At 74.4% G+C, this 19,215-nt stretch carries 16 protein-coding genes (1 of these 16 running past the window's edge); 8 read left to right on the forward strand and 8 right to left on the reverse strand.

All coding sequences use genetic code 11. From position 1 onward, the window contains the following. Positions 1-1,617: the 3' portion of a 4-alpha-glucanotransferase gene (gene malQ, locus AC1MIR_RS10930; protein ID WP_480028744.1), read on the forward strand. The gene continues 231 nt to the left of window position 1, outside the view; only the last 1,617 of its 1,848 coding nucleotides appear in the window; its start codon lies beyond the left edge, outside the window; it ends in the stop codon at positions 1,615-1,617. Then, the gene (treY, locus tag AC1MIR_RS10935; RefSeq protein ID WP_480028186.1) at positions 1,614-4,427 is read left to right on the forward strand and encodes a malto-oligosyltrehalose synthase; all 2,814 of its coding nucleotides are present in this window, start codon (positions 1,614-1,616) and stop codon (positions 4,425-4,427) included. The genes malQ and treY overlap by 4 nt, the downstream gene beginning before the upstream one ends. Here the strand turns inward: treY and AC1MIR_RS10940 are convergent. From AC1MIR_RS10940 to AC1MIR_RS10950, 3 genes are read right to left on the reverse strand one after another with little or no spacing between them, the layout of a single operon-like run. Further along, positions 4,409-4,606 carry a heavy-metal-associated domain-containing protein gene (locus AC1MIR_RS10940; RefSeq protein WP_480028187.1) on the reverse strand — a complete coding sequence of 66 codons (198 nt, stop codon included), beginning with the start codon at positions 4,604-4,606 and terminating at the stop codon, positions 4,409-4,411. The two genes, treY and AC1MIR_RS10940, sit on opposite strands and share 19 nt — an antisense overlap. Further along, positions 4,603-5,013 carry a MerR family transcriptional regulator gene (locus AC1MIR_RS10945; RefSeq protein WP_480028188.1) on the reverse strand — a complete coding sequence of 137 codons (411 nt, stop codon included), beginning with the start codon at positions 5,011-5,013 and terminating at the stop codon, positions 4,603-4,605. The genes AC1MIR_RS10940 and AC1MIR_RS10945 overlap by 4 nt, the downstream gene beginning before the upstream one ends. 5 nt (positions 5,014-5,018) lie before the next feature. Further along, entirely contained in the window at positions 5,019-7,433 is a 2,415-nt protein-coding gene (locus AC1MIR_RS10950) for a heavy metal translocating P-type ATPase (RefSeq protein ID WP_480028189.1), read from the reverse strand. 174 nt (positions 7,434-7,607) lie between these two features. Here AC1MIR_RS10950 and AC1MIR_RS10955 point away from each other — a divergent pair, with 174 nt between their 5' ends. Beyond that, positions 7,608-8,606, forward strand: coding sequence for a S1C family serine protease (locus AC1MIR_RS10955; RefSeq protein ID WP_480028190.1), 999 nt, complete (start codon positions 7,608-7,610; stop codon positions 8,604-8,606). A gap of 49 nt (positions 8,607-8,655) precedes the next feature. Beyond that, positions 8,656-10,050: a TIGR03013 family XrtA/PEP-CTERM system glycosyltransferase gene (locus tag AC1MIR_RS10960; protein WP_480028191.1), complete on the forward strand. Its 1,395-nt coding sequence runs from the start codon at positions 8,656-8,658 to the stop codon at positions 10,048-10,050. A 21-nt stretch (positions 10,051-10,071) separates the two neighbouring features. Here AC1MIR_RS10960 and AC1MIR_RS10965 read toward each other — a convergent pair whose 3' ends face one another. Further along, positions 10,072-10,551 (reverse strand): MarR family winged helix-turn-helix transcriptional regulator, encoded by a 480-nt coding sequence (locus AC1MIR_RS10965; protein WP_480028192.1) that lies wholly within the window; start codon positions 10,549-10,551, stop codon positions 10,072-10,074. A gap of 149 nt (positions 10,552-10,700) precedes the next feature. Between AC1MIR_RS10965 and AC1MIR_RS10970 the strand changes: the two genes are divergently transcribed. Then, positions 10,701-12,293, forward strand: a complete 1,593-nt coding sequence (locus AC1MIR_RS10970) for an ABC transporter substrate-binding protein (protein ID WP_480028745.1) — start codon at positions 10,701-10,703, stop codon at positions 12,291-12,293. A 10-nt stretch (positions 12,294-12,303) separates the two neighbouring features. Here the strand turns inward: AC1MIR_RS10970 and AC1MIR_RS10975 are convergent, their stop codons facing one another. Next, positions 12,304-13,608, reverse strand: coding sequence for an RsmB/NOP family class I SAM-dependent RNA methyltransferase (locus tag AC1MIR_RS10975; protein ID WP_480028193.1), 1,305 nt, complete (start codon positions 13,606-13,608; stop codon positions 12,304-12,306). Between the two features lie 55 nt (positions 13,609-13,663). Here AC1MIR_RS10975 and AC1MIR_RS10980 point away from each other — a divergent pair, with 55 nt between their 5' ends. Together AC1MIR_RS10980 and AC1MIR_RS10985 are read left to right on the forward strand one after the other, a co-directional pair. Next, positions 13,664-15,346, forward strand: coding sequence for an ArnT family glycosyltransferase (locus tag AC1MIR_RS10980; protein ID WP_480028194.1), 1,683 nt, complete (start codon positions 13,664-13,666; stop codon positions 15,344-15,346). Next, positions 15,343-15,948 carry a DedA family protein gene (locus tag AC1MIR_RS10985; protein ID WP_480028195.1) on the forward strand — a complete coding sequence of 202 codons (606 nt, stop codon included), beginning with the start codon at positions 15,343-15,345 and terminating at the stop codon, positions 15,946-15,948. The genes AC1MIR_RS10980 and AC1MIR_RS10985 overlap by 4 nt, the downstream gene beginning before the upstream one ends. 9 nt (positions 15,949-15,957) lie before the next feature. Here the strand turns inward: AC1MIR_RS10985 and AC1MIR_RS10990 are convergent, their stop codons facing one another. Next, positions 15,958-16,293 (reverse strand): hypothetical protein, encoded by a 336-nt coding sequence (locus AC1MIR_RS10990; protein ID WP_480028196.1) that lies wholly within the window; start codon positions 16,291-16,293, stop codon positions 15,958-15,960. Between the two features lie 47 nt (positions 16,294-16,340). Then, positions 16,341-17,297 carry a zinc metalloprotease HtpX gene (gene htpX, locus AC1MIR_RS10995; RefSeq protein ID WP_480028197.1) on the reverse strand — a complete coding sequence of 319 codons (957 nt, stop codon included), beginning with the start codon at positions 17,295-17,297 and terminating at the stop codon, positions 16,341-16,343. Between the two features lie 74 nt (positions 17,298-17,371). Here htpX and AC1MIR_RS11000 point away from each other — a divergent pair, with 74 nt between their 5' ends. Continuing rightward, positions 17,372-17,665, forward strand: a complete 294-nt coding sequence (locus tag AC1MIR_RS11000; protein WP_480028198.1) for a succinate dehydrogenase assembly factor 4 — start codon at positions 17,372-17,374, stop codon at positions 17,663-17,665. Positions 17,666-17,890: 225 nt separating this feature from the next. On the opposite strand, the gene AC1MIR_RS11005 is transcribed toward AC1MIR_RS11000, so the two are convergent. Then, positions 17,891-19,072: an MFS transporter gene (locus AC1MIR_RS11005; protein WP_480028199.1), complete on the reverse strand. Its 1,182-nt coding sequence runs from the start codon at positions 19,070-19,072 to the stop codon at positions 17,891-17,893. Positions 19,073-19,215 lie beyond the last annotated feature (143 nt).

A 19,215-nucleotide genomic window follows, 5' to 3' on the forward strand; every position in this document is an offset into this window, starting at 1 on the left:
CGGGGGGGGGGGGGGGGGGGGGGGGCGGGCGGGGCGCGGGGGGCGGGGGGGCCGGGGGGGGGGGGGGGGGGGGGGGGCCGCCGCGCCGATGCGCTCGCGCTCAGCCCCGTGCATGCGCTCTTCGCCGGCGATCCGGGCCACTACAGCCCCTATTCGCCCTCCAGCCGCACGCGGCTGAACGGTTGGCTCGCCGATCCCGGCGGCCTGCCGGAGGTCGCGGCGCTGCATGCGCTCGCCGCCTCGCTCGGCATCGCGGACGCGCTGGCGGCGGCCGAGGCGGAGCGGCTGGTGGACTATGCCGCCGCGCTGCCGCTGCGCCTCGCGCTGCTGCGCGCGCTGCATGCGCGCTTCGCCGCCGCGCATCTGGATCCGCCGACCGCGCTCGGCGCCGATTTCCTGCGGTTCCGGCAGGCGGGCGAGGAGGCGCTGGAGGACCATGCGCGGTTCGAGGCGCTGCACGCGCATCATCTGCGCGCCGATCCGCAGGCCTGGGACTGGCGGGGCTGGACAGCGCCGATGCGCGACCCGCGCAGCCACGCGGTCGCGGCCTTCGCCGCCGCCCATGCCGATGCGGTCGCCTTCCACGCCTTCCTGCAATGGCTCGCCGCGCGGCAGCTCGGCGCGGCGCAGCGCGCGGCGCGGGAGGCGGGGATGGGCATCGGGCTGATCGCCGACCTCGCGGTCGGGACGCATGCCGGCGGCAGCCGCGCCTGGTCGCGCACCGCGGCGCTGCTCGAAGGCGTCTCGATCGGCGCGCCGCCCGACCAGCTCAACGTGCATGGCCAGAACTGGGGCCTCACCACCTTCGCCCCGACCCGGCTCGCCGCGCAGGGCTACGCGCCCTTCCTCGACGATCTCGCGGCGGCGATGGAGCATGCGGGCGGCGTGCGCATCGACCATGTGATGGGGTTGGCGCGGATCTGGTGCGTGCCGGACGGCGCGAGGGCGACGGAGGGCGCCTATCTGCGCTTCCCGGCCGGCGACCTGATGCGCCTGCTGGCGGCGCAGTCGCATCATCGCCGCGCCGTGGTGGTGGGCGAGGATCTCGGCACGCTGCCCGACGGCTTCCGCGACCTGCTCGGCGAGACCGGCCTGTTCGGCCTGCGCGTGCTGTTCTTCGAGCGCGAGCACGATGGCGGCTTCGCGCCCGCCTGGCGCTACGACGCGCATGCCATCGCCACCAGCACCACGCACGACATGCCGACGCTGGCCGGCTGGTGGCGCGGCGCCGATATCGGGCTCCGCGACGGGCTCGGCCTGCTGCCGGAAGGGCGCGACGCGGCGGCCGAGGACGCGGCGCGGGCGCAGGAACGCGTCGCGCTGTGGCACCGCCTGCGCGAACAGGGCGGCGCCGAGGGCGAGCCGCCGGCCGAGGCCGGGCCGCGGCTCGGTCGCGCCGTCGCGCGCTTCCTCGGCAGCACGCCCGCCGCGCTCGCCATGCTGCCGATGGAGGATGCGATCCTGTCGGAACCGCAGGTGAACCTGCCGGGCACCACGGATGCGCATCCCAACTGGCGCCGCCGCCTGACCGCTCCCGCCGAGGCGCTGCTGGCGGAGGAACCCGCCGCCGGCATCCTCGGCGCGCTGGACGCGGCGCGACGCGGGCATGGCGGATGACGCCCACGGCCACCTACCGGCTGCAGTTCCATGACGGCTTCACCCTGCACGATGCGCGCGCGATCGTGCCGTATCTGCATGCGCTCGGCGTGTCGCATCTCTATGCCTCGCCGCTGCTGACCGCCCGGCCGGGCTCGACGCATGGCTACGACATCACCGATTTCGGCAGCATCAACCCGGCGCTCGGCGGACAGGCGGCGCTCGATGCGCTGGTCGCGACGCTGCGCGCGCATGGGATGGGCCTGCTGCTCGACATCGTGCCGAACCACATGGGCGTCGGCGGCGCCGACAACGCGCTGTGGCTCGACGTGCTGGAATGGGGGCCCGCCAGCCCGCATGCGACCTGGTTCGACATCGACTGGGATCCGGCGGATGTGCGGCTGAAGGGCCGCGTGCTGGCGCCCTTCCTCGGCGTTCCCTATGGCGAGGCGCTGGAGGCGGGCGAGATCGCGCTGCGCGCGGAGGCCGCGGAGGGCACGATCTCCGCCTGGTATTTCGACCATCGCTTCCCGCTGGCGCCGCGCGACTACGCCGCGGTCCTGCCGCAGACGCCGACCGGCAGCGCCGCGCTGGATGCCGCGATCGCCGCCTGGCGCGGCCTGCGTCGCGCGCCGCGCCGGCAGCAGCGCGAGCGCGCTGCCGCGGCGAAGCGGGCGCTGGCGGATGCGCTGGCCGATCCGGTGGCGCAGGCGACGGTTGCGGCCGCGCTGGCCCGCTTCGACGCCGCGCGCGACGGCGGCGCGGCGCTGCATGCGCTGCTGGAGCGGCAGCACTACCGGCTGTCCTGGTGGCGCGCGGCCGCGGACGAGATCAACTATCGCCGCTTCTTCGACATCAACGGCCTCGCCGGCTTCCGCGTGGAGGTGCCCGGCGCCTTCGAGGCGGCGCATGGCCTCGTGCTCGATCTCTGGGCGAGGGGGCTGGTGGACGGGCTGCGCATCGACCACGTGGACGGGCTCGCCGATCCGCGCGCCTATTGCCGCAAGCTGCGCCGCCGCATGGAGGCGCGCGCGGCGGAGCGGCCGGCGGGCCTCTCGCGCGAGCCCTGGATCGTTGTCGAGAAGATCCTCGCGAAGCACGAGCACCTGCCCGCCGAATGGATGACGGACGGCACCACCGGCTACGAGGTGATGGACCGCATCGGCGCGCTGCTGCACGACCCGGCGGGAGAGGCGGCGCTGGATGCGGCCTGGGCGGCGACGGCGCCGCAGGCGACCGATTTCCACGCGGTGGAGCGCGCCGCGCGGCAACAGATCCTGGCCGACTACCTGGCGGCGGAACTCGCCGGCGTCGCGCTGCGGGTGCATCGCGTGCTGCAGCGCGACCTGCGGATGCGCGACCACACTCTCACCGCCGTGCGCCGCGTGCTGCGCGCCGTGGTCGCGGAGTTCCCGGTCTATCGTACCTATGCCGCGCTGTCCGGCGGGCGGCAGGCGGATGCCTATGTGCTCGACTGGGCCTTCAGCCGCGCGGCGCGCCATCTGCGCGTGACGCAGCGCGACCTGCTGGGCCTGATCCGCCCGATCGTCTCCGGCGAGGCGCTGCGGCGTGCGCCGCGGGGCGAGGAACGGCAGGACGTGCTGCAGGCGGTGCGGCGCTTCCAGCAGCTCACCGGGCCGGTCGCCGCGAAATCCGTCGAGGACACGGCCTTCTACCGCTATGTGCGGCTGATCTCGCGCAACGAGGTCGGCTCCGATCCCTCGCAGCTTTCGATCGCGCCGACCACCTTCCACCGCGTCATGCGCGGGCGCCGCCGCGACCCGCTCGCGCTCTCCGCCACCGCGACGCATGACCACAAGCGGGGCGAGGATGTGCGCGCGCGGCTGGCCGTGCTGAGCGAGCAGGCGGAGGCCTGGGGCGCGACCATCGAGCGCTGGCGCCGCCTGAACGCGCCGCTGCGCGCGCTGCTGGACGAGACGGAAGCGCCCGACTCGGCCGACGAGCTTCAGCTGTATCAGACGCTTGTCGGCGCCTGGCCGATCGGCCTCGATCCCGCCGATGCCGACGGTGTCGCCGCCTTCCTGGACCGCGTGCAGGGCTGGCTGCAGAAGGCGCTGCGCGAGGGCAAGCGCTACAGCGACTGGGCGATGCCCAACGCGGCCTATGAGGAGGCCTGCGCCGCCTTCCTGCGCGGCGCCTTCGATCCCGCCCGCCCGGCCGGCTTCGCGCGCGAGGTGGCCGAGCAGGCCGCGGCGATCGCCGCCGCCGGCGCCGCGAAGGGACTCGTGCAGGTGGCGCTGAAATGCCTCGCCCCCGGCGTGCCGGACATCTACCAGGGCACCGAGTTCTGGGACCTGTCGCTGGTCGATCCCGACAACCGCCGCCCGGTGGACTACGCGACGCGCCGCGCCGCGCTGGCCGAGGGTACGGTGACGGACTGGCGCGACGGCCGCATCAAGCAGTCCTGGACCGCGGCGCTGCTTGGCCTGCGCCGCGCCCATGCGGGGCTGTTCCACGAGGGCGCCTGGCTGCCCGTGTCGTGCCAGGGCGCGCTGCGCAACCATGTGATCGCGGCGGCGCGGGTCTCGGGCGAGGCGGCGGTGCTGGTCGCCGGCCTGCTGCATCCCTGGGGCCGGCTGGTGCCGGGCGGGCTGGCGCCCGCGGTGGGCGGCGGCCGGCGGGCCACCGGCCTGGTGCTGCCGGATGCGCTCCGCCGACGAAGCTGGCGGATCCTGCGCCCGGGCATGCCGGAGACGATCCTTCCGCCGGGCGGCCTGCGCCTGTTCGACCTGCTCGAAGGCGCGCCCGTCGCGGTGGCGGTCGCCGGAGAGGTGGCGGCGACGCCGCGACCTCAGGCGGCGACCTTGTAGCCTTCCTCCTCGACCGCGGCGGCGACGGCGGCACGCGGCAGCGCGGTCTCGGCGCGCACCATGCCGTCCGCGAGGCTCACCTCGACGCGTGCGCCGGGATCCTTGGCGCGGATCGCCTCGGTCACCGCCTTGACGCAATGGCCGCAGGTCATGCCCGCGACCTTCAACTCCACCGTCATGCCGTCCTGCCTTGCAGTTCCTCGAGGATCGGGCAATCCGGCCGGTCATCACCCGAGCAATGCTGTGCCAGGTGCCGCAGGCTGGTCGCCACGGCGTTCAGCGCGGCGGCCTTGGCCTCCAGCGCCTCGACATGCGCCAGCGCCAGGCTCTTCACCTCGCCGCTCGCGCGGGAGCGGTCGCGCCACAGCGCGAGCAGCTTGCGGATGTCCTCGAGCGGGAAGGCCAGGTCGCGGGCATGTCGGATGAAGCGCAGCACGGCGACGTCCTGCGGTCCATAGCTGCGATAGCCGTTGGCGCGGCGCTCCGCCTCGATCAGCCCGATGGACTCGTAGTGGCGGATCATCTTGGCGGAGACGCCGGAGCGCGCCGCCGCCTGGCCGATCGTCATGCCGCGGCCGCTGCGCATGCGGGTCAGCCCCGGCCCCCCGGCATCGGCCGTGGCCGCCAGCGCGCGAGCAGGAGAGCATTCGCCACCACGGACACCGACGACATCGCCATCGCCGCGCCCGCCACCGCCGGGGAGAGCAGGCCCAGCGCCGCCAGAGGCAGGCCCAGCAGGTTGTATGCGAATGCCCATCCCAGGTTTCCTTTCACCTTCCCGTAGGTCCTGCGCGTGATGTCGAGCGCCGCCGGCACCAGGGCCGGGTCGCCGCGCATCAGCGTGATTCCCGCAGCCGCGATGGCCACGTCCGTGCCGGTGCCCATGGCGATGCCGAGATCGGCCGCGGCCAGCGCCGGCGCGTCGTTGATCCCGTCACCCACCATCGCCACCCGCGCGCCGCCCTGGCGCCACGCGGCGACCTGCGCCGCCTTGCCGTCCGGCAGCACCTCCGCCGCGACGCGGGCGATGCCGAGCCGGGCGGCCGCGGCCTGCGCGGCGGGCGCGACGTCGCCCGAGAGCATCGCCACCTCCACCCCCATGCCCCGCAGCGCCGCCACCGCGCCGGCCGCGCCGGGCTTCGGCGCGTCCTCGAAGGCGAGCAGCGCCAGCACCGCATGCGTGCCCGGATCGATCAGCCAGGCGAGGCTGCGGCCCTGCGACGCCTCCTGCGCCGCGGACGCCGCCAGCGTGCCCGCATCGGCGCCGGATTCGGCCAGCAGGCGCGGGCTGCCGAGCGCGAGGCGGCGGGCGCCGACCACGCCCTCCACGCCGCGGCCGGGCAGCGCGCGGAAATTCTCGGACGTCGGCTTCGGCGCCTCGCCCTGTGCCTCCAGCACCGCGCGGGCCAGCGGGTGCTCGCTGCCGGACTGCAGCGCCGCGGCCAGCGCCAGCGCATCCTCCCGCGTGGTGCCGGGGGCGGGGTGCAGCGCCGCCAGACGGGGCCGGCCCTCGGTCAGCGTGCCGGTCTTGTCGAAGGCGACGAGATCCACCGACCGCGCCCGCTCGATCGCCTCGGCGTCGCGCACCAGGATGCCCGCGCGCGCCGCGGCGCCGGTGCCGGCCATGATCGCCGCCGGCGTCGCCAGGCCGAGCGCGCAGGGGCAGGCGATCACCAGCACGGCGACCGCATGCAGCACCGCTTCCTCGAAGCCGGCGCCTGCGGCCAGCCAGCCGCCGAGCGTCGCCAGCGCGATGCCGATGACCACCGGCACGAAGACCGCGCTCACGCGGTCCACCAGCTTCTGCACCGGCGCGCGGGAGGCCTGCGCGGCGGCGACCATTGCGGCGACACGCGCCAGCGTCGTCTCGTTGCCCACCGCGGTCGTGCGCAGCACCAGCCGCCCGTCCAGCACCACCGTGCCGGTGGCGAGCCGCGCGCCCGGCGCCTTCTCGACCGGGCGCGATTCGCCGGTCAGCGCGCTCTCGTCCACCCCGGCCTCGCCGGCCTCGACCTCGCCGTCCACCGGCACGCGCTCGCCGGGGCGGACCACAACGCGGTCGCCGACCACGACCGCGGCGGCGGGCACCTCGCGCTCCGTCCCGTCGGCGTCCAGCAGGCGGGCGTTGCGCGGGCGCATCGCCAGCAGGGCGCGGATCGCCGCCCCGGTGCCGCGCTTGGCGCGCGCCTCCAGCCACTTGCCGAGCAGCACGAAGAACAGCACCACCACGGCGGCCTCGAAATAGAAGGCATGGGCGTGCTGCGTGCCGTGCCGCCACATGGTCCAGAGCGAGAGCAGGAAGGCCGCGCCGGTGCCGAGCGAGACCAGCAGGTCCATGTTGCCGGTGCGGTCGCGCAGCGCGCCCCAGGCGGCCCGCCAGAAGCGCGGACCGAACCAGGCGAACATCGCCGTGGCGAGCCCGAGCTGCACCCAGGCGCCCGGCATCCAGTCCTGCCCGAAGGCCATGCCGACCATGCCCGCGAGGAAGGGCGCGGCGATCGCGGCCGCGGCCAGCACCTCGCGACCCTGGTGGGCCAGCTTCGCCGCCGCCGCCTGCTCCTCGGCCTCGGCATCGTCGGCGATGGCGCCGAGCCGATAGCCCGCCCTGGCCAGGGCGGCGGCCAGCGCCGCATCCTCCACGCCGGCGAGGGTGCGCAGCGTGGCGCGTTCCGTGGCCAGGTTCACGCTGACCGAGAGCACGCCCGGCACCCGCGCCAGCGCGCGTTCCACCCGCCCGGCGCAGGAGGCGCAGGTCATGCCCTCGATGCCGATGCTCCGCTCGATCTCCGGCACGCCGTAGCCGGCGGCGCGGATGGCGGCGGCGAGCTCGGCCGGCGTGGCGGTGCCGGCGATGTCCGCCCGCTCCGAGGCGAGGTTCACCTGGGCTTCGGTCACGCCGGGCACGCGGCGCAGCGCACGTTCCACCCGTCCGGCGCAGGAGGCGCAGGTCATGCCCTCCACCGGCAGGGAGAGATGCGGGACGATGGTCAGCGGTGCCTCGGGCATCGCGGGGTCTTGCGTTTCCATGCGCCTCAGATCGGGTCTCCCACCATGGGAGGGTCAAGGGCCGATCCCTGCGTCTTGCGCAACCCTGCATATTTTTGCCGCTGGCGGCCTTGATCTGGCGCAGGTTCCGCGAAGGGGAGGGTGGGCGTTGACGGCGCCGCGGGGCGCGGCGACATGGCGCGCATGCCTGCCCGCATCCTGCTCCTCGCCCTGATCCTGGCCTGGCCCGCCGCCGCGCAGACGCCGGGCCCCGAGCCGGTGCGCATCGTGAACCGCACCGGCGTCGAGGCGACGGCGCTGCACGCGGTGCGCAGCGGCCGGCCGGACTGGGGTTCGAACCTGCTGAACCGCGGTCCGCTGCCGAGCGGCTCCGGCTTCAACCTGCGGGTCAATCCCGATGCCGGCTGCCGCTTCGATGTGCGGCTGGTGCTGTCCGATGGGCGGGAGAGCATCGCGCGGGACCAGGACATCTGCGCCACGCCGCGGGTCGAGCTGGCAGCCGCCGCGGCGCCCGCGCCGGCGGTGGCGCAGGCGCGGCCGAACCCGAATGCCCGCAGCGTCTCATCCGGCACGGGCTTCGTCGTCGCGCCGGATCTCGTGATGACCAACCAGCACGTGGTGGACGGTTGCGACCGCATCCTGGCGCGCACCCCCGATGGCCGCTGGCTGGCCGCGGTGCCGCCGGCGCGGGTGGATGCCGCGCTCGATCTCGCGACGCTGCGCATCCCGGGCAATCCGGGGCCGGCGCTCGCCTTCCGCACCGCCCCTGCCGTGCGGCGGGGCGAGAGCGTGGTGGCCTATGGCTTCCCGCTCGCCGGGCTGCTCTCGGCCGATCCGAAGCTGACGCGCGGCGAGATCAACGCGCTCGCCGGCATCCGCAACGACCCGAACAACTTCCAGATCAGCGCGGAGGTGCAGCCCGGCAATTCCGGCGGCCCGCTGCTCGACATGCAGGGCAACCTCGTCGGCGTGGTGGTGGCGAAGCTCGACAGCCGGCGGGTGCAGAACGTGGACAACGTGAACTTCGCGGTGAAGGGCGAGGCGGCCCAGGGCTTCCTGCGCCGCGCCGGCGTGGCCTTCCGCACCGCCGAAAGCCGCGGCGCCGACCGCAGCGCAGCCGATGTGGGCGACATCGCGCATCGCAGCACGCTGCTGCTGCGCTGCGAGCGATAGCCCGCTCCACGCTCATCCTTCGTCAACCGCGCGCGCATAGGCTGCGCGCATGGCGAGGATGGTCTCTGCGCCCGCGCTCGGGGCGGCGCGCGCCCTGTTCCTGCTCGATGCCGCGCTCGTCGCCCTGGCCTGGCCGGCGGCGGTCGCGCTGCTGCCCGATCCGCCCAGCCTGCACGCATGGCCGGGCGCGCTGGCGCTGCTGCTGCATCCGCTGGCCTATCTGCTCGGCCTCTACAGCCTCGGCCTGTATCGCCGCGATGCGCTGAACCTGCCGCGCCAGGCGCTGGGTCGCGTGCCGGTGGCCGCGGTGCTGGCCGCGCTCGGCAGCGCGGCGGGGCTCGCGCTGCTGGCGCCGGGCAGCGGCGGGATCGGGCTGTTCGCCGCGGCGACCATCGGCCTCGGGGCGGCGGGCTGCCTGGCGCGGCTCGGGCTGGCGGCGCTGCGGCGGCTCGGCCTGTTCCGCCGCCGGCTGCTGATCGTCGGCGCCGGGCAGCGCGCCTTCGACCTGGTCTGGCTGCTGCGGCGGGAGGCGCGGACGCTCGCCTTCGACATCGCTTTGGTGCACGAGCCGGAGATGGGCGCATTCGACCCGCGGCTCGCCGAGGATTCCGCGCTGCGCATCTTCCCCGCCGGCACCGCCTTCCTCGATGCCGCGCGCGCCTTCGGCGCCGATCAGATCGTCGTCGCCGCGGATGACCGGCGCGGCCTGCCGATGCAGGCACTGCTGGCCTGCCGCACCGCGGGCTTCCCGGTCAGCGAGTATCTCCGCTCGCTGGAGCGCGAGATCGGGCGCATCGACATCAAGCGGCTGGAACTCGGCTTCCTCGTCTATGCCGAGGGATTCGGCGCCAGCCTGCTGGACCATGCGCTGAAGCGCGCGCTGGACATCGCGGCCAGCCTGGTTCTGCTGGCGCTGTCCTCGCCCTTCCTGATCGCCGCGGCCGCGGCGGTGAAGCTGCAGGATGGCGGGCCCGTGCTGTATCGCCAGGCGCGCGTCACGCGCGACGGCAGGATCTTCCGCATCATGAAGCTGCGCACCATGCGCGTGGACGCCGAGCGCTTCGGCGCCACCTGGGCCGCCGAGCGCGACCCGCGCATCACGCGGGTGGGGAACTTCCTGCGTCGCACGCGGCTCGATGAGCTGCCGCAGCTCTTCAACGTGCTGCGCGGCGACATGTCCATCGTCGGCCCGCGGCCGGAGCGGCCGGAATTCACTGCGGAACTGGCGGAGAAGCTGCCGCTCTATCACGAGCGCCACCGCATGCGCGCGGGGCTGACCGGCTGGGCGCAGGTGAACTATCCCTATGGCGCGTCGCTGGACGATGCGCGCTCCAAGCTCAGCTACGACCTCTACTACGTGAAGAATTTCGGCGTGCTGTTCGACCTGCTGATCCTGATGCAGACGCTGCGCGTGGTGCTGTTCCCGGGGAATGCGGTTCGTTGAGGAACATGCGCGCCCGGAGGGTCAGAAGACCTCGGCCCAGTCGTCGTCGCGATGCACCAGCTTGCCGAGCAGCCGGTCGAGCTCGGCGCGCTCCGCGGCGCTGAGCGGCGCCAGCATCCGTGCCTCCCGCAGGCGGAACTCGGGCAGCAGCGCGTCGTGCAGTGCGCGGCCGGCGGCGGTCAGCCGCAGGATCGTGGCGCGCCGGTCCTGCGGATCGGCGCGGCCGGTGATCCGCCCGGCGCGCAGCAGGCGCCCGACCGCGCGGCTGATGCTGTTCTTGGGCCGCCCGGTCGCCGCGCAGATGTCGGACGCCGCCAGGCCCGGCGCATGGGCCAGGCAGAACAGCACGACGACCTCCGGCCGCGTCAGCCCGTGCTGCGCTTCCATCCGACGGTAGATCGGCCCGGAGAAGAAGTTCGCCAGCCAGGACAGGCGATAGGCCAGCCGGATCGCATTGCGGTCGAGGATGCCGAGCGCCGCCGCCGACCTGCTTGCGTCCATCCGCCGAACCCCTTGGTGTTCCGACACGGGAGGGTGCGCGAATTCCGTTCCAACTGGAACCATTTGTCGCTATGGTCCCGTACGGGACGAAATCCGGCGAAAGCGGGCGCGTCTCCGACTGCGAGGGGAGGATGACACGGATGCCCAGGATGCATCGCCGCGCGTTGCTCGCGGCCGCGACCGCCGCACCCTTCCTGGCCGCTCCCGGCCGCAGCCGCGCCCCGCGCGGCGCCGATCCGCGCGTGCTGCGCTTCGTGCCGCAGGCCAACCTCACCTCGCTCGATCCGATCTGGACCACGGCGACCGTCACCAACAACCACGGCTTCGCGGTGTACGACACGCTCTACGCCGTGGACTCCCGCTTCCGGCCGCGGCCGCAGATGGCGGCGGGGCACGAGGTGTCGGCCGATGGCCTGACTTGGCGCATCCGCCTGCGCGAGGGGCTGCGCTTCCACGACAACGAGCCGGTGCGCGCGCAGGACTGCGCCGCGAGCCTGTCGCGCTGGGCCCGTCGCGACGCCTTCGGCCAGATCCTCAACGCCCGCGTCGAGCGCTGGGGCGCCGCCGACGACCGCACCGTGGAGATCCGCCTGACGCGGCCCTTCCCGGCGATGCTCGACGCGCTGGCGAAAAGCTTCGCGCAGGTGCCCTTCATGATGCCGGAGCGCATCGCGCGCACCGACCCGAACACGCAGATCACGGAGGTGGTGGGCAGCGGCCCCTTCCGCTTCCTGCGCGACGAGTTCGTCTCCGGCAGCCGCGCGGTCTATGCGAAGTTCGACGGCTACGTGCCGCGGCAGGAAGCGCCGGAATGGGGCTCCGGCGGCAAGGTCGCGCATTTCGAGCGCATCGAGTGGCACATCATCCCCGATGCCGCGACCGCCGGCGCGGCGCTGCAGGCGGGCGAGGTGGATTGGTGGGAGCAGCCGCTGGCCGACCTGCTGCCCACGCTCGCGCGCAACCGCGCGATCGCGACGATGGTCGCCGACCCGACGGGCTATCTCGGCTTCCTGCGCTTCAACCACCTGCATCCGCCGTTCAACGATGTGCGGGCGCGTCGCGCCGTGCAGGCGGCGCTGAACCAGGAAGACTACATGCAGGCGATCAACGGCCCCGACCGCAGCCTGTGGGAGACCTGCTTCTCGCTGTTCCCCTGCGGCACGGACTATGCGACCGACGCGGGCGCCGAGCGGCTGCAGGGCGCGCGCAACCTAGACCGCGCCCGCGCCGAGATCGCGGAAGCGGGCCTTGCCGGGGCACGGGCGGTGGTGATCAACCCGACCGACTTCGCGATCATCCGCCCGATGGGCGAGATCACCGCCGATATGCTGCGCCGCATCGGGCTGAACGTGGAGCTGGTCAGCACCGACTGGGGCACGGTCGTGCAGCGCCGCGCCAACCGCGAGCCGGCCGAGCGCGGCGGTTGGAGCGTGTTCCATTCCTTCGGGCAGGCCGGGAACTTCATCAATCCGGCGGTCAATCCGCTGACCCGCGGCCAGGGACCGCAAGGCTGGTTCGGCTGGTATGGCAGCGCCGAGGTGGAGCGGCTGACCGAACAGTGGCTGGACGCGCCCGATGCCGAGGCGCGCCAGCGGATCGCCGGCGAGATCGGGCGCGTCGCCAACAGCGAGGTCGCGACGATCCCGCTCGGCCGCTTCTTCATCCGCACCGCCCATCGCCGCACGCTCGATGGCGTGCTGCAGGGCACGGCGCCCTATTTCTGGAACGTGCGGCGGGTGTAGCCCGGCGCTTCTACCGGCGCAGGAACCGCGCGGCGAAGAACCCATCCAGCCCGCCGCGGTCGCTCCACATGTCCGGCCGCGTGCGCAGCGTGCCCTGCGGCGTGACGGCCTCGGCCAGGCCCGGCACCTCCTCCGCGCGGATCGGATCGGGCGCGAGACCGAGGGCTGGGGCGGAGGCGAGGTGCGCCTCGCCTTCCTCGGGCTGCAGCGAACAGGTGGCATAGACCAGCCGCCCGCCCGGACGCAGCAGCGTGGCCGCATGCGCCAGCAGCCGCGCCTGCGCGGCGGCCATCTGCGCCACATCGCCCGCGCGCTTCAGATGCGGGATGTCGGGATGGCGGCGGATGATGCCGGTCGCGGTGCAGGGCGCATCGAGCAGCACCGCATCGAATTTTTCGTTCGTTGGGGGTGACCAGGTCGCGGCGTCGGCCTGCACCAACTCCGCGTCGAGCTTCAGGCGCGCGAGATTCTCGCCGAGCCGGGCGAGGCGGCGCGGATCGCGCTCCACCGCCACCACGCGCGCGCCGGCGGCGGCGAGCTGCGCGGTCTTGCCGCCCGGCGCGGCGCAGAGATCGGCCACGCGCTCGCCCGGCCGCACGCAGAGCAGCCGGGCGGGCAGGGCGGCGGCGGCGTCCTGCGCCCAGAACAGTCCGTCGGCGAAGCCGGGCAGGTCCGTGATGCGCGTCCCGGGCGGAAGCCGCGCGGTGCCGGTCGGCAACATCGCCGCCCCCTCCGGCAGCGCCGCACCGGGGGCGAGCGTCAGGTCGAGCGGCGCCGCCTGCTGGTGGGCGCGCGCGATGGCCCGCACCGCCGGGCCATAGGCCGCGTGCCACGCCGCCCAGAGCCAGGGCGGCGTGTCCAGCCGCTCGGCGTCGAGGCCCTCCAGCGCCGCCGGGCCTTCGGTGGCGACCTTGCGCAGCACGGCATTGACCAGCCCGGCGAAGGGCCGCGGTACCACCGCAACGGTCGCCGCCACGGCGGCATGGGCCGGCGTGCCGAGCAGCAGCAGCTCCGCCGCGCCGGCGCGCAGCGCGGCGCGCACCGGCGGCGGCGGCTCCCGGCGCAGGAAGGGCTCGAGCACCGCATCCAGGCTGCCGGCGCGGCGCAGCACGGCGGCGGCGATGCGATGCGCGGCGGCACGGTCGCGCGGCGCCAGGCCGGCCGGCAGTGCATCCAGCGCCTCCTCCAGCGGCCGGCGGCGTTCCAGCACGGCGGCGAGCAGCGCGAGCGCGGCCTGGCGGGCCGGAGCGCCGGCTGCTCCGGCGGGGGCTGGGCGTCGCGGCGGCGCCTGAGGCCGCCGGCCGCTCGATGGCATCGAACTCATTCCCCGGTTTATGGCCGCCCGTCCGGGGGCGTGCTAGGGCGCCGCGATGCAGCGCGTGGAGCAATTCCTGGACCGCCTGCCGGAGACGCGGTGGCCGCGGCTCTGGCTCGTCCTGCTGTGCCTCGCGCTGTGGCTGCCCGGCTTCTTCACCATCCCCGCCGGCGACCGCGACGAAAGTCGGTTCGCCCAGGCGACGCGCCAGATGGTGCAGACCGGCGACTATGTCCGCATCCGACTGGGCGAGGTGGAGCGCAACAAGAAGCCCGCGGGCATCCACTGGGCACAGGCCGCCGCCGTGCATGCGCTGGAGACGCTGGGCGTCGAGGACGCCCGCGACCGCATCTGGGCCTATCGCCTGCCGTCGCTGTTCGGCGCGCTGGCCGCGGTGCTCGCCACCTGGCATTTCGGCCGCGTCCTGGTCGGCCGCCGCGCGGCCTTCTTGGGCGCTGCGTTGCTGGCCGGCTGCCTGGTGCTGGCGATGGAGACGCATATCGCCAAGACCGACGCGGCGCTGCTCGGCACCGTCGCGGTGGCGATGGGGCTGATGGGCCGCGCCTATCTGAACGCCTCCGCCTTCACGGCGGGGCAGGCGGCGGCATTCTGGCTGGTGCTCGGCGCCTCGGTGCTGCTGAAGGGTCCGATCGGGCCGGCGGTGCCGCTGCTCGCCGGCATCACCCTGGCGGCGGCGGACCGGGCCTGGCGCAACCGTGCGCCCTGGCTGCGGGCGCTGCGCCCGGCCTGGGGCGTGCCCCTGATGCTGCTGGCCGCGCTGCCCTGGTTCGTCGCGGTGACGATCGCCACCGAAGGCCGCTTCCTCTCCGACGCCATTGGTGGCGACATGCTGAGCAAGGTGGGCGGCGCCGACGAGAACCATTGGGGCCCGCCGGGCTACTACACGCTGATCTTCGGCGTCGCCGCCTTCCCCTCGGCCTTCCTGGTGCTGCGCGCGCTGCCCGGCGCCTGGGCCGACCGGCTGCAGCCGGCCACGCGCTTCCTGCTGGCCTGGGCCGTGCCGGTCTGGCTGCTGTTCGAGGCCGTGACCACCAAGCTGCCGCACTACACCCTGCCGGCCTTCCCGGCGCTGATGCTGCTCGCCGCCGCCTGGGCGATGGACCCGCTGCGCCGCGCGCCGCCGCGCTGGCTGCATTGGCTCTCGCTGCTGGCGCTGGTCGGCGCGCCGATCGGCCTGGCGCTGGCGGCCGCGATCCTGCCGGTGCTGGCCGATGGCGCCGTTTCCGTCGTCGCGCTGCTCGGCCTGCCGGTGGCGGCGGCCTTCGTCGTGGCCACGCTGCGGGCGTTGCGCACGGGAAACCCCGCGCGCGCCGGGCTGCTCGCCGTGGCGCTGGCCGTGCCGCTCAACTGGGTGGTGCTGGAAGGCGTGCTGCCGCGCCTGACCGCGCCCTGGATCTCGCCGCGGCTCGCCGCCCTGGTCGAGGAAGCGCGGCCCGGCCTGGCGGATACGCAGTTCGGCGTGGTCGGCTATCACGAGCCGTCGCTGCAATTCGCGATGGGCGGCGGCATCGGGCTGCTGCGCGACGGGCCGGAGGCGGCACGCTTCCTCGCCGCCGCGCCGAGGCGCCTCGTCGCGGTCGCGGATCGCCAGCAGGCCGCCTTCCGCGAGGAAGCGGCACGGCTGGGCCTGTCGCCGCGCGAACACGGCACGGTGTCGGGCTTCAACTACTCGCGCGGGCGGCGCGTCGCGCTGACCCTCTACGGAGCGGACGGATGATCGAGTGGGTGACGAATATCGTCGCGGCCGGCGGCTGGCCGGGCGTGTTCCTGCTGATGTTCCTCGAGAACCTGTTCCCGCCGATCCCGTCGGAGGTGATCATGCCGCTGGCGGGCTTCGCCGCGGCGCGCGGGCAGATGTCCTTCGTGCTGGCAGTACTCGCCGGCATCGGTGGCACGCTGGCGGGCAACGCCTTCTGGTACGAGCTGGCGCGCGCGATCGGCTCGGCGCGCATCCGCCCGCTGTTCGCGCGCTACGGCCGGTGGTTCGCGGTGGACGACAGGGATTTCGACCGCGCCGAGGCGACGCTGCGCAAATACGGCCCGGTCGCGCTGTTCTTCGGCCGCCTGCTGCCGGCGATCCGCACGCTGATCTCGGTCCCGGCGGGCCTCGCGCATATCCGGCGTCCTGTCTTCTACACCTGGACGGCGGCGGGCAGCGCCATCTGGATCCTGTTCCTCACCACGGGCGGCTATCTGCTCGAAGACCACTACGACCGCATCGAGGGCTGGATCGAGCCGCTGTCCTATGTCGTCGTGGGCGGCGTCATCGGCGCCTATGTCTGGCACATCTGGTCCACGCGGGTGCGCAAGCCACGCTGAGCCGCGCCTTCAGCGCCGCGCCGCGCGCACCGGGATCGGCAGCCGCACCAGGCTGGTCGCACCCGTGCCGCCGCCGCGCGGCGGCCGGTCCGGCCGCTCGGCCAGCAGCATCGTCGCCGCCCCGATCTGCACGCTGCCGAAGGTGAGGCCCACGAAGAACCACAGCACCAGCGCCGGCCACCAGTGACCGGCCGCGCCGAGCAGCACGCCGCCGGCGCCATGCGGATCGGCCAGCAGGAAGCCGCCAACGAAGATCGCCGACAGGCCGAAGCCCAGCACGCCGTGCCAGATCAGGAACCGCACCAGCTTCGGCGTGTCGCGCCAGGCGCGTTCGGCGCTGTGCATCGGCTGCTCCTTTCGCTCGGCCGCCGCGTCGTCGCGGGCGCGCCGGTTCAGCCCCAAGGGTTCCTGCGACCGCCCCCGCCCCAGGGGCCCGGCCGCCCGGAGGCAACGCGCGGCGGGGCGGGCGGGATGCGTGCCGGTCCGGGCGGCGGGCCCATGCGCCCGGCCAGCTCCTCCAGCGCCGCCACCCGGTTCTCGGTGCGCGGATGGGTGGAGAACAGCCCGTCCATCCGCATGCCCGACAGCGGGTTGATGATGAACATGTGCGCGCTGGCCGGATTGGCCTCCGCCGCCTCGTTCACCCGCCCGTGCTTGTAGTCCTCGAGCCGCATCAGCGCGGAAGCCAGGCCGCGCGGATCGCCGGTGATCTCCGCCGCGGCGGCGTCGGCGGCGTATTCGCGGGTGCGGCTGACCGCCATCTGCACGATCATCGCCGCGATCGGCGCCAGCACGATCAGCAGGATGGTGCCGATCGGGCCGAAGGGGTTGGAGCGTCCGTCCTGGTTGCGGCCGCCGAACAGGAAGCCGAACTGCGCCAGCATGCCGATCGCGCCCGCCAGCGTCGCGGTCACGGTCATGATCAGCGTGTCGCGGTTGCGGATATGCGCCAGCTCATGCGCGATCACGCCGGCCACCTCCCGCTCGCTCATCATGTCGAGCAGGCCGGTGTTGACCGCGACCGCGCCCTTCTCCGGGCTGCGGCCGGTGGCGAAGGCGTTGGGCTGGTCCTCGTGGATCACATAGAGCGCCGGCATCGGCAGCCCGGCGCGCTGCGCCAGCTCCGCCGTCATCTGGAACAGGCGCGGAGCGTCATGCGGGCCGATCGGCTGGGCGTTGTGCATCCCCAGCACCACGCGGTCGCTGTTCCACCAGGCGAAGAGGTTCATCCCGCAGGCCATCACGAAGGCGATGACCATCCCCTGCTCGCCTCCGATGGCGAAGCCGATGCCGACGAACAGCGCGGTCATCGCGGCCAGCAGCAGGGCGGTGCGGAAATAGCCGGCCATGGGGCGATGCTCCCGAATGCCACCGATGCGCGTTGGTCTCGCGACACCGCGCATGGAGCACCTAGATGTGGGGCATGGACAAGACAAGCAACGGGGGCGCCGACGCCCCGGCGCCCAAGGTGGCGCAGATCCCCATCCCGCCCGGCGATCCCACCGGGCCGCAGCCGGGCCGGCCCGTGCCGGAGCCCAATCCGGGCCCGCCGCCGGCCCCCGACACCGACCCGCCCCTGCCCGGCGAGAAGCGCCCTCCGGCCGGCGACCCGCCGAAGGAGGAGCCGATCCGGCTGAAGGAAGTGGGCGGCCCGGCGGGCCCGGAACCCACCCGCTACGGCGACTGGGAGCGGAAGGGCCGGGTCAGCGATTTCTGACCGATTCGCCCGGGCCGCGACTCGGCGCGACTCGGCGGAACGTTCTTGTGGGTGAAAAACCGAATCGCCCCAAGGTCTTGTGTCGGGAGAACGGCCGCGGGGGGGTCAGCGATTCGTTCGCGCGACTCGGGCCAAGCGGCTGAAAACACAAACTTTCAGCAGCGCGATTCGGCTCCGGATTCACGCCCCGTTCCCTTTGCGGGGCGAATCGCGAACCGGTGCGATTTAGGAACGAACGGCTCCGGCCTGCTTTGGCCCGCCCGCGCGGGCCAGCCAGGACCCCAGCAGCAGCATCCCCGCCGCGACGGCCAGCAGCGCCGGAACCGGCCCGAGCACCGCCCGCCCCGCGCCCATCAGGACCGGCCCGAGCGACTGGCCGAGGAAGAAACTGCAGGCATGCAGCGCCACGGCGCTGCCGCGCGCCTGCGGCGCGACCTCCGTCACCCGCGTCTGGATGGCCGAGTGGATCATGTAGAAGCCGGTGCCGAGCACCAGGCAGGCGAAAACCCCGATCCAGGCCGTGGATGCCAGCGCCAGCCCCGCGAGGCCGCCGCCGCAGACCACGCCGCCCAGCCGGATCGTCCCCGACTGGCCGAGGCGGCGCAGCAGGGCCGGCGCCATCGCGGCGAAGACGAAGCCGCCGAAGGCATAGGCGGCGATGGCGAAGCCGGCCTCCCGCGTGCCGCCCTGGCCGCGCTCGGCGAAGATCGGCGCCAGGAAGGGGAACACGCCGAACAGCAGCGCCCCTTCCAGGAACACCGCCAGGTAGAGCTGCCGCGCCGCCCGGAGGCCGAGTATGCCGCGATAGCGGGTGATCGCCTCCACCAGGTCGAAGCGCCTGGCGGGCGGCGGCGCGGTCTCGCGCAGCACCAGGAAGCCCGAGAGGCTCGCCGCGGCGCAGAGCAGGATCACGCCGCGCCAGCCGATGAAGGGCTCGAGCAACGCGGCGAGGGCGCCGCCGGCGATCGAGCCGGTCAGACCCGCGACCAGCAGCCGCGACAGCGCGACCTGCCGCCGGTCGAGCGGGACATTGTCCCCGACGCTGGCGATGGCGAGCGGGAAGACGCCGCCCGCCGCCATGCCGGCGACCACGCGCAGCGCGCCGAGGGTCACGAGATCGGGCGCGAAGGCCGAGGCCGCCAGCGCCAGCGTCAGCACCGCCAGGCAGGCGCGCATGATGCGCCGCTTGCCGAGCGCGTCGCCGACCGGCCCGAGGATCGGCTGCACCAGCGCATAGGGCAGGGCGAACGCCGTGGAGAGCAGCGCGACGGTCGCCGCCGCCGCGCCGAACTCCCCGGACAGCACGCCCACAAGCGGATCGAGCGCCCGCCCGGCCAGGGCGGACGCGCCGGCGCCGAGGCCGAGGACGAAGATCAGCCGCGTGGTCGGATCGAGGATGAACGGCATGCCGACCCGATCTGCGCCGCGCGCGGGATCGGCGCAATCCGGTCGGGCGGCATGCGCGGCACGCGTGCGGCGCGGGGCCGCCCCCGCGGGGCGCGCCCCCGCGGGGGGGGCGGCCCCGGGGGGGGGGGCGGGGGGGGGCCCCC

The organism is Falsiroseomonas sp. RANM36 (assembly GCF_056682175.1).